Annotated in this window: 9 protein-coding genes and 1 pseudogene; 8 read left to right on the top strand and 2 right to left on the bottom strand. The window is 72.4% G+C overall.

The window, feature by feature from the left end:
• The first annotated feature begins 79 nt into the window (after positions 1 to 79).
• The 5 genes from VGD85_RS09785 (at position 80) to VGD85_RS09765 (ending at position 4320) form a co-directional block, all read left to right on the top strand.
• A complete protein-coding gene (locus VGD85_RS09785) occupies positions 80 to 1162 on the top strand; it encodes a hypothetical protein (RefSeq protein ID WP_331063266.1) in 1083 nt (360 codons plus the stop codon).
• Between the two features lie 12 nt (positions 1163 to 1174).
• A complete protein-coding gene (locus VGD85_RS09780) occupies positions 1175 to 1993 on the top strand; it encodes a PhzF family phenazine biosynthesis protein (RefSeq protein ID WP_331063265.1) in 819 nt (272 codons plus the stop codon).
• Positions 1994 to 2010: 17 nt separating this feature from the next.
• The gene (locus VGD85_RS09775) at positions 2011 to 2805 is read left to right on the top strand and encodes a thymidylate synthase (RefSeq protein ID WP_331063264.1); all 795 of its coding nucleotides are present in this window, start codon (positions 2011 to 2013) and stop codon (positions 2803 to 2805) included.
• The gene (locus VGD85_RS09770; RefSeq protein ID WP_331063263.1) at positions 2802 to 3299 is read left to right on the top strand and encodes a dihydrofolate reductase; all 498 of its coding nucleotides are present in this window, start codon (positions 2802 to 2804) and stop codon (positions 3297 to 3299) included. Before VGD85_RS09775 ends, VGD85_RS09770 begins: the two co-directional genes overlap by 4 nt.
• Positions 3300 to 3396: 97 nt before the next feature.
• On the top strand, positions 3397 to 4320 hold the full coding sequence (locus VGD85_RS09765) for an LLM class F420-dependent oxidoreductase (protein ID WP_331063262.1): 924 nt from the start codon (positions 3397 to 3399) through the stop codon (positions 4318 to 4320).
• A gap of 12 nt (positions 4321 to 4332) precedes the next feature.
• On the opposite strand, the gene VGD85_RS09760 is transcribed toward VGD85_RS09765, so the two are convergent.
• The gene (locus VGD85_RS09760) at positions 4333 to 4833 is read right to left on the bottom strand and encodes a flavodoxin domain-containing protein (RefSeq protein WP_331063261.1); all 501 of its coding nucleotides are present in this window, start codon (positions 4831 to 4833) and stop codon (positions 4333 to 4335) included.
• Positions 4834 to 5038: 205 nt separating this feature from the next.
• Between VGD85_RS09760 and VGD85_RS09755 the strand changes: the two genes are divergently transcribed.
• From VGD85_RS09755 to VGD85_RS09745, 3 genes are read left to right on the top strand one after another with little or no spacing between them, the layout of a single operon-like run.
• Positions 5039 to 6157 carry an endo-1,4-beta-xylanase gene (locus VGD85_RS09755; RefSeq protein ID WP_331063260.1) on the top strand — a complete coding sequence of 373 codons (1119 nt, stop codon included), beginning with the start codon at positions 5039 to 5041 and terminating at the stop codon, positions 6155 to 6157.
• A 50-nt stretch (positions 6158 to 6207) separates the two neighbouring features.
• A complete protein-coding gene (dapA, locus tag VGD85_RS09750; protein WP_331063259.1) occupies positions 6208 to 7104 on the top strand; it encodes a 4-hydroxy-tetrahydrodipicolinate synthase in 897 nt (298 codons plus the stop codon).
• Between the two features lie 8 nt (positions 7105 to 7112).
• Complete coding sequence (locus VGD85_RS09745) at positions 7113 to 8798, top strand: ribonuclease J (protein WP_331063258.1); 1686 nt, start codon at positions 7113 to 7115, stop codon at positions 8796 to 8798.
• Between the two features lie 281 nt (positions 8799 to 9079).
• Here the strand turns inward: VGD85_RS09745 and VGD85_RS09740 are convergent.
• A pseudogene (locus VGD85_RS09740) lies at positions 9080 to 9811 on the bottom strand (HNH endonuclease signature motif containing protein); the annotation flags it as partial.

Below are 9811 nucleotides of genomic sequence, written 5' to 3'. Positions count from 1 at the left end.
CGCTCGCCGTCGTCCGTGAGCGGGTCGCGCGATCGCTCGCGACCATCGACCTGGCGGCGCTGGGGGAGATGACCCGGTGATGTCCGAGACGGTGGCCGCCGAGGTCTTCCGGGTCGCCCGGGAGTCCATCGACGTGCTGCCCGCACCGTTCGACGCGGTCGTCGCCGAGGCCCGGTCCCAGCGCCGTCGTCGCCGCCGGACCGTCCTGGTGTCGGTCGTGGCCGGCGTGCTCGTCGTCGCGGGCGTCGCCTGGGCGGCCAGCCGCCCGGCCGAGCGCGCGCCGGAGTCGCGGTGGACGGTGACGCGCGAGCCCAACCCTGCCGACGTGGCCTGGTACGCCGGCGGGCGGCTGCACCTGGCCCGGGTCGCGATCGACACGCCGCCGGTCGCGGACCTCGCCACCGTCGCCGACGGCGCTGCCTTCACGACCCGGGCCGGCACGGTCTACTTCGCCGGCGCGGACGGCACGGTGACCGAGATCGGCAGCGCCGGCCCCGGCGGGCGGATCGAGGCCTCCGACCAGACCGACTGGGTGGCCTGGGTGGACCCGAGCGACGGCGTACCCCGGCTGGTGCTGCACAACCTCGTGTCGGGCAAGGACTTCGCGACGCTCGACCTGCCCGACGGTGGCACGGTCATCGCGGTCGACCAGGCCCACGTCTACTACGCGACACCGGCCGGCGAGTTCCGGTGGGGTCCGGACGAGGACGCGGTGCGGCTCGACCGCACCGGCCTCCTCGACGCCAAGGCGGGTGTCCTCGTCTACGCCACCGACGACGGGATCGAGATGACGCAGGCCGTCTACAACAGCTCGGTGGTGCGGCCAGGTGTCGGGGCGCGGATCTCGCCGACCGGGGGCGTCGTGCTCAGCGCCGCGGGCAGTGCCGACCCGCCGTTCCGGCCGCTGCTGTACGCCGTACGGTCCGGCGATCCCAAGCGGTCCGGCCTGACCGGGGGCGAGCTGGCGCTGGACGCGACGTTCGGCCCCAACCACACCGTCAGCTACCTGATCGTGCCGCGCGCCGACCTGGCCGCCGGGCCGGACCTCGACGGCAACCCCGACCCGCTCGTGGTGCTGCGCACCTGCGACCTCGACCCGGTGGTCTGCCACGACGTGCTGCCGCTGGCCCGGCCGGGGGAGCGCCCGGTGCTCGCGCACTGACAGACTCCCGCCATGCGCTTCAGCCAGGTCGACGTGTTCTCCAGCGAGCCCCTGCTCGGCAACCCGGTCGCGGTCGTCCACGACGCCGACGACGTGACCGACGAGCAGATGGCGGCGTTCGCGCGCTGGACCAACCTCTCGGAGACGACGTTCCTGCTCCGGCCCACGCAGCCGGGCGCCGACTACCGGCTGCGGATCTGGACCCCGGGCGGCGAGCTGCCCTTCGCCGGGCACCCGACGCTCGGCAGCGCGCACGCGTGGCTCGAGGCCGGCGGTGTCCCGGTCACCGACGGGGTGGTCGTCCAGGAGTGCGGCGCCGGGCTGGTGCGGATCCGGCGCACCGAGCGGCTGGCGTTCGCCGCCCCGCCGCTGACCCGCTCCGGGCCGGTCGACGAGGCGGACCTGGCCCGGATCGCCGCCGCGCTTCGCATCGACCGCGCGGACCTGCTCGACGCGGCCTGGATCGACAACGGCCCCGGGTGGGTCGGGGTGCTGCTGGCCGACGCCGCCGCGGTGCTCGCCCTGGAGCCGGACTTCGCGGCGTTCGGAGGCCTCGACATCGGCGTCGTGGGGGAGTACGCCGACGGGCCGGCGGCGATCGAGGTGCGCGCGTTCTGCCCCGGCTTCGGCATGGCGGAGGACCCGGTGACCGGCAGCCTCAACGCCGGGATCGGCCAGTGGCTCGCGGGCGGCCGGCTGCCCACGGCGTACGTCGCGAGCCAGGGCACCGCGCTCGGGCGCCGCGGCCGCGTCCACGTCGAGCGCGTCGGTGCGGAGGTCTGGGTCGGCGGCGACACCCGGAGCACGATCACCGGCTCCGTGGACCTCTGACGACTACGCTTCGAGACGTGCGCGCCTACCTCGACCTCCTCCAGCGGATCCTCGACGAGGGCGTGCCCAAGGACGACCGCACCGGCACCGGGACGCTCAGCGTGTTCGGCCACCAGATGCGCTTCGACCTGAGCGCCGGGTTCCCCCTGGTCACCACGAAGAAGATCCACACCCGCTCGGTGTTCGGCGAGCTGCTGTGGTTCCTGCGCGGCGACACGAACGTGAAGTGGCTGCAGGACCGCGGCATCACGATCTGGGACGAGTGGGCCGACGAGCACGGCGACCTCGGGCCGGTCTACGGCTACCAGTGGCGGTCCTGGCCGACCCCCGACGGCCGCCACGTCGACCAGATCGCCCAGGTCGTCGACCAGATCCGCACCAACCCCGACTCGCGGCGTCACGTCGTCTCGGCCTGGAACGTCGCCGACATCCCCGACATGGCCCTGGCGCCGTGCCACACGATGTTCCAGTTCTACGTCGCGGGCGGGCGGCTCAGCTGCCAGCTCTACCAGCGCTCCGCCGACGTGTTCCTCGGCGTGCCGTTCAACATCGCGTCGTACGCCCTGCTCACCCACATGGTCGCCCAGGTCGCCGGCCTGGAGGTCGGCGACTTCGTGCACACGCTCGGCGACGCGCATCTGTACACCAACCACCTCGACCAGGCCCGGCTCCAGCTCACCCGCGAGCCGCGTCCGCTGCCCCGGCTGGTGCTCGACCCGTCGGTGACGGCGCTGGACGCGTTCGACCTCGAGCACATCGCGGTCGAGGGCTACGACCCCCACCCGGGCATCAAGGCGCCGATCGCCGTATGACCCCCGGCGGCAAGCGGGTCGTGCTGGTCGCGGCCGTCGCCCGCAACGGCGTGATCGGCGACGGGCCCGACATCCCGTGGTCGCTGCCGGGCGAGCAGCGGCTGTTCAAGGGACTCACCTGGGGCCACACCCTCGTGATGGGCCGCACGACCTTCGACTCGATCGGCCGGCCGCTGCCCGGGCGCACCACGATCGTGCTGACCCGCTCCCCGGACTGGTCGGCCGACGGCGTCCTGGTCGCCCACGACCTGACCGAGGCGCTCGCGCTCGCCGACACCCTCGAGGGCGAGGTGATGGTCGCCGGCGGCGGCCAGGTGTACGCCGCCGCGCTGGCCCACGCCGACGAGCAGGTGATCAGCGAGGTCGACCTCGAGCCCGCCGGGGACGCGTTCTACCCGGCGTTCGACCGCGCCGAGTGGACCGAGACCAGCCGGGAGCACCACGAGGGCTACGACCGGGTCACGTATCTGCGTCGGCCGCCCGCGGAACTGTAACGCCGTGTTACCCCTCCTCCCACCCGGTTGCAACACCGTGGGAGGAGCGGGTAACCCGGCGTTACAGCGGCTGGGGCCGACCTGACAGGGTGGGGCCATGGAGCTGCGCGTCTTCACCGAACCCCAGCAGGGAGCCACCTACGACGACCTGGCGCGGGTCGCCCAGGAGGCCGAGCGCCTCGGCTTCGGGGCGTTCTTCCGCTCCGACCACTACCTCGGCATGGGCACCGAGGGCCGGCCCGGCCCGAGCGACGCCTGGGTGACGCTCGCCGGACTCGCCCGCGAGACGAGCACGATCCGGCTCGGCACCATGATGACCAGTGCGACGTTCCGGCTGCCCGGACCGCTGGCGATCACCGTCGCCAACGTGGACCAGATGAGCGGCGGGCGGGTCGAGCTCGGCATCGGGGCGGGGTGGTTCGAGGACGAGCACACGGCGTACGGCATCCCGTTCCCGGGCACCGCCGAGCGCTTCGACCGGTTCGAGGAGCAGCTCGCGATCATCACCGGCCTCTGGGCGACGGCGGCGGGGGAGCGGTTCGGGTTCGACGGCGAGCACTACCGGCTGGCCGACTCCCCGGCGCTGCCGAAGCCGGTCCAGGCCAAGCCCCCGGTGCTGATCGGCGGCCTCGGCAAGCGGCGCACACCGCGGCTGGCGGCGACGTACGCCGACGAGTTCAACCTGCCGTTCGTCGACGAGGAGACGACCGCGGCCCAGTTCGCGCGGGTCCGGGAGGCCTGCGCCGCGCAGCAGCGCGACCCGGAGTCGCTCACGCTCTCCAACGCGCTCGTGCTGTGCGTGGGCGCCGACGAGGCCGAGGTCGCGCGGCGAGCGGCGGCCATCGGCCGCGAGCCGGCGGAGCTGCGCACCAACGGCCTCGCCGGGACCCCCGCCGAGGTCGTCGACAAGATCGGCCGCTACGCCGCGCTCGGCGCGCAGCGGATCTACCTGCAGGTCCTCGACCTCGCGGACCTCGACCACCTGCGGCTGGTGGCCGCGGAGGTCATGCCGCAGATCTGAACCGCGGGCCGCTCACGCGTGGGCGGAGGAGGACAGCTGCGCCGCGATCTGGTGGGCCCAATGGTCGATGTCGACCCAGTCGCGGTAGTCGCCGGGCCGCAGGGCGTGGCGCCGGGTCGGGGACAGCCGCAGGGCCCGGTCGACCAGGTCCAGCCGGCGCACCTCGAGGGCGCCCGCGAAGAGCTGTCGGTCGCGCGCCCCGAGGAGGGCCGCGAACCGGTCGAGGTCGGTGGCCGGCTGCTCGGGGCCGAGGAGCCCGCTGCTGAACAGCCAGACCGGGCGCTGCGCGAGCTCGGCCTGGTGCTCCTGGGCGAACGTCGTCGCCTGCTCCATCCAGTGGCCGCGGTAGATCGAGCTGCCCAGCACGACGGCCTCGTGGTCGCGCAGGTCGCCGACCGCCGTGGTCGGCCGGACCCGGACGTCGTGCCCGGCGACCGAGAGGACGGCCCCGATCTGTTGGGCGATCTGGCGCGTCGCGCCGTACCTGCTGGCGAAAGCCACGAGGACCGACATGGCACTCAGCCTGCCGGGGGCCCCGCGGGTGGGCACAGGGAACAAAGACCTCGGTCACCGGGGACCGAAGGACCCGCTCGCGGTCCCCGCCGGGCGGCGAGGCCCTGCGTTATCGAAACGTTTTCGACAACGCGAACTCATTGACCCGGCCAACGCCGCTTCCTAGCGTGACGGTCCTCACGCCACGCGATTCTCGGGAGTCTCGATGACTGCACTGCGCACGCTCACGTCCGTCCTCGCCGCCGCGGCCGCGGCGGCCGCACTCGTCGGCGCCCCGGTCCACGCCGCGGACGCCGATCGGGGCGGACCGGGGCACCATGCGAAGACCCTGCGCCACGCGGCACCGCCGGGCTTCGTGATCGGGAGCGCGGTCGCCGGCGGCGGCCACCACGTGGACCAGCCCTACCCGGACCCGTTCCCGAACGACCGGGTCTACCGGCACCTGCTCGGCAAGGAGTTCAGCTCGCTCTCGCCCGAGAACCAGATGAAGTGGGAGTTCATCCACCCCGAGCACGACCGGTACCGCTTCGGACCGGCCGACGACATCGTGCGCTTCGCCCGCCAGCACCACCAGGTGGTCCGCGGTCACACCCTGCTGTGGCACAACCAGAACCCGGCCTGGCTCACCGAGGGCGACTTCACCGCCGCCGAGCTGCGCGGGATCCTGCGCGACCACATCGCCACGGTCGTCGGCCGCTACCGGGGCCGGATCGACCAGTGGGACGTCGCCAACGAGGTGTTCGACGACAGCGGACGGTTGCGCACCACCGACAACCTGTGGCTGCGCGAGCTCGGCCCCGGCATCATCGCGGACGCGTTCCGCTGGGCGCACCGGGCCGACCCCCACGCCCAGCTGTTCTTCAACGACTACGGCGTCGAGGGCGTCAACGCCAAGAGCGACGCCTACCTCGCGCTGATCTCCGACCTGCTCGACGAGGGCGTCCCGGTCGACGGCTTCTCCGTCCAGGGCCACCTCAGCACCCGCTACGGGTTCCCCGACGACCTCGCGACGAACCTGCAGCGGTTCGCCGACCTCGGCCTGCAGACGGCCGTCACCGAGGTCGACGTCCGGATGGACCTCCCCGACGGCGCGGAGCCGACCCCCGCGCAGCTGGCGCAGCAGGCCGACTACTACCAACGCATGCTCGAGGGCTGCCTGGCCGTGGACACCTGCCGTTCCTTCACGGTCTGGGGGTTCACGGACAAGTACTCGTGGGTGCCGGTGTTCTTCCCGGACGAGGGCGCGGCGACGATCATGACCGAGGACTTCGAGCGCAAGCCGGCGTACTACGCGCTGCGCAGCACACTCGCCGACGCCACCTGACCGGCGCCACCTGTCCGGCGGCGCGCCCCGGGAGCGATAGCCTGGGGTGCATGACCTCCGCGCCCGCCGCCCCCTTCGGTCGTGTGCTCACGGCGATGGCCACCGCCTTCCACGACGACGGGTCCGTCGACCTCGAGGGCACCGCCCGGATCGCGGCGCACCTCGTCGACCACGGCCACGACGGTGTCGTGGTCTCCGGCACCACCGGGGAGTCACCGACGACCACCACCGCCGAGGACGGCGCGATCCTCTCGGCCGTTCGGGACGCGGTCGGGGACCGTGCGGTCGTCGTCGCGGGCGTCGGCACCAACTCCACCGCCCACTCGGTCGAGCTGGCCGAGCAGGCCGCCAAGCTCGGTGCCGACGGCCTGCTGCTGGTCACGCCGTACTACAACAAGCCCGGCCAGGCCGGGGTGCTGCACCACTTCACGGCGGTCGCCGAGGCCAGCGACGTGCCGGTGATGCTCTACGACGTGCCCGGCCGCACCGGCACCCAGATCGCGCTGCCGACCTACGAGGCCGCGATGCGGCTCGAGAACGTGGTCGCGGTCAAGGACGCGGTCGGCGACTACGTTCGCGGCGTCAAGCTCATGCAGATGGGCTACGCGCTCTACTCCGGCGACGACGCCAGCAACCTCGGCTGGCTCGCGCACGGTGCCTCCGGCTTCGTCTCGGTGGTCGGCCACGCGGCCGGTGACCAGTTCAAGGCGATGGCGGACGCCTTCCTCGCCGGCGACCACGCCGGAGCCCTGGAGATCTTCACGCGGCTGCTCCCCGCGATCGACGCCGTGATGGGCGTCCCCAACTACGGAGCGACCACCGCCAAGGCAGCCCTCCAGCTGCTCGGCGTCCTCGACAACCGCAACGTCCGGGCGCCGCTGGTGCCGCTGGACGACGACGAGGTGGCCGCGTTGCGAGCAGGGCTCGCCGCCTCCGGCCTCCTGTAAGGAGTTTGATGAGTCACCCCCATCCCGAGCTCTCCGCACCGGACGCACTGCCGACAGGGGGCCTGCGGGTCATCCCGCTCGGTGGACTGGGCGAGGTCGGCAGGAACATGACGGCCTTCGAGTACGACGGGCGGTTGCTGCTCGTCGACTGCGGCGTGCTGTTCCCCGAGGACCACCACCCCGGCGTCGACCTGATCCTCCCGGACTGGTCCTCGATCCGTGACCGCCTCGACACCGTCGAGGCGCTCGTGCTCACCCACGGTCACGAGGACCACATCGGCGCGACGCCGTACCTCCTGCGCGAGCGCGGCGACATCCCGCTGGTCGGCTCGGAGCTGACGCTCGCGCTGCTCGGCAGCAAGCTGCGCGAGCACCGGCTCAAGGAGACCGTCCACCACGTCGTCGTCGCGGGGGACCGGGTGCGGTTCGGGCCGTTCGACCTGGAGTTCGTGGCGGTCAACCACTCGATCCCGGACGCGCTCGCGGTCGCCATCCGCACCGGTGCCGGGATGGTGCTCCACACCGGCGACTTCAAGATGGACCAGCTGCCGCTGGATGGCCGGATCACCGACCTGCGGGCGTTCGCACGGCTCGGCGAGGAGGGCGTCGACCTCTTCCTCACCGACTCGACCAACGCCGAGACGCCCGGCTTCACGCCCACCGAGAAGTCGATCACCCCGGTCATCGACCAGGTGTTCCGCGAGTCCCAGCAGCGCATCATCGTCGCCTGCTTCGCCTCCCACGTGCACCGCGTGCAGCAGGTCCTGGACGCGGCGTACGCCCACGAGCGCCAGGTCGCGTACGTCGGGCGCTCGATGGTGCGCAACATGGGCATCGCCCGCGACCTGGGCTACCTCAAGGTGCCGCCGAGCGTCCTGGTCGACACCAAGGACCTCGCCGACCTGCCGCCGGAGCGCCAGGTGCTGATCTCGACCGGGTCGCAGGGCGAGCCGATGAGCGCGCTGTCGCGCATCGCCCAGCGCAACCACAACTTCGTGCACATCGAGGAGGGCGACACCGTGCTGCTCGCCTCGAGCCTGATCCCCGGCAACGAGAACGCCGTCTACCGGGTGATCAACGGCCTGGCCCGCTGGGGCGCCCGCGTGGTCCACAAGGGCAACGCGCAGGTGCACGTCTCGGGCCACGCCAGCGCCGGCGAGCTGCTCTACTGCTACAACATCGTGCGGCCGCGCAACGTGCTGCCGGTCCACGGCGAGATCCGGCACATGCTCGCCAACGCCCAGCTCGCCCGCGACACCGGCGTGGAGAACGTCGTGGTCGCCGAGGACGGCGTGGTCGTCGACCTCGTCGACGGCGTCGCCTCGATCGCGGGGAAGGTCGACTGCGGCTATGTGTTCGTCGACGGCTCGTCGGTCGGAGACATCACCGAGTCCGACCTGAAGGATCGCCGGATCCTCGGTGAGGAAGGCTTCATCTCGGTGATCGTGGTGGTCGACTCGGTCAGCGGCAAGGTGGCCGGCGGCCCCGAGATCCATGCACGCGGGAACGCCTTGGACGGGTCGAACTTCGACGAGCTCAAGCAGCCGATCATCGACGCCCTCGACCGGGCGGTCGCGGAGGGCAACACCGACTCCTACCAGCTCCAGCAGACCGTGCGCCGGGTCGTGGGCCGCTGGGTCAGCGGCACCCACCGCCGCCGCCCGATGATCATCCCCGTCGTCATCGAGGCCTGAGGCCGCGAGTCTCGTCGAGACCCACAGCCTGGCAGGACGGCGAGGTCTCTGCGGCCTGCGGGCTGATTCGGCTCGAGGTGGTTGGAAGACGGGACGTGGTCGTCCGCGAGGTGGTCACCGCGGTCACGGTCGTGACGGTCGGCGGTGGTCGACGCGCTTGTGGCCACCGTCGTAGACCCGGGATTCCGACTGCAGGCCCGCTCCGGTGGTCGAGATCATCGATCACCCGTCCCCCGCGCATCACTGGGACCCCGCCGGCCGTGGCCGGCGGGGTGAGGACCTCACCTATGTCGCGTATAGACGCGGCCCATCGGGCTGGTCCAGGTGAACAGCCGGTGCCCGACCCGTTCGAGGCGCCAGCCGCCGTGCGTTTTCGAGCGATGATGGAATCTGCAGGCCGGCACGAGATTGCACGAGCAGGTCGGGCCGCCCTGGTCCCAGGGGATCACATGATCCAGATCGCAACCTCGCGATGGGCGGGTGCAGCCCGGGAACACGCACGTCGGATGGGTGAGGATCACCTGTTCGCGCAGGCGGGGTGAGGGCGTGTAGCCGGGCACCTCGATGTGTTCGCTCAGGTCGACGACCGGGCGGAGGCTGACGGGGCCGGTGGCGGTGGTGCACCAGCCCTCGACCTGGCCGACGAGCACGTGGGAGCGGGTGTTCTCCACCCCGGCCAACGCGTCCTCGGACAGGTGGGTGTAGACGACCAGCTGCCGCGGCTTGCGCGCCGGCTTCACCGGCGCGGTGCCGGCCTCCATGGGGAGGGTGAGGTCGCCGCGGGCCAGGGCCCCGGCGGCCATCGCCCGGCGCACGTCCAGCGTCTCGGCGCAGCCGAGGTCAGCGAGCTCCTGGGCAGCGACGCTGAGGGCGTGGTCGAGGTCGAGGGCGTCGGCCAGGTCCAGCTCGCCACGCACGGTGGTGGTGCCCTCCAGCGACGGGGTGTGGGTGTCGACGTCGAAGAACCGGCCCTCCGCCGCCAGCAGCCGGCGGTGCTCGGCCTCGACCGGGTC

This window comes from Nocardioides sp., from assembly GCF_036401255.1.
Taxonomy (GTDB): Bacteria; Actinomycetota; Actinomycetes; order Propionibacteriales; family Nocardioidaceae; genus Nocardioides.
Note: the sequence above shows the minus strand (reverse complement) of the source record. Positions and strands in the feature narration are given on the sequence as shown.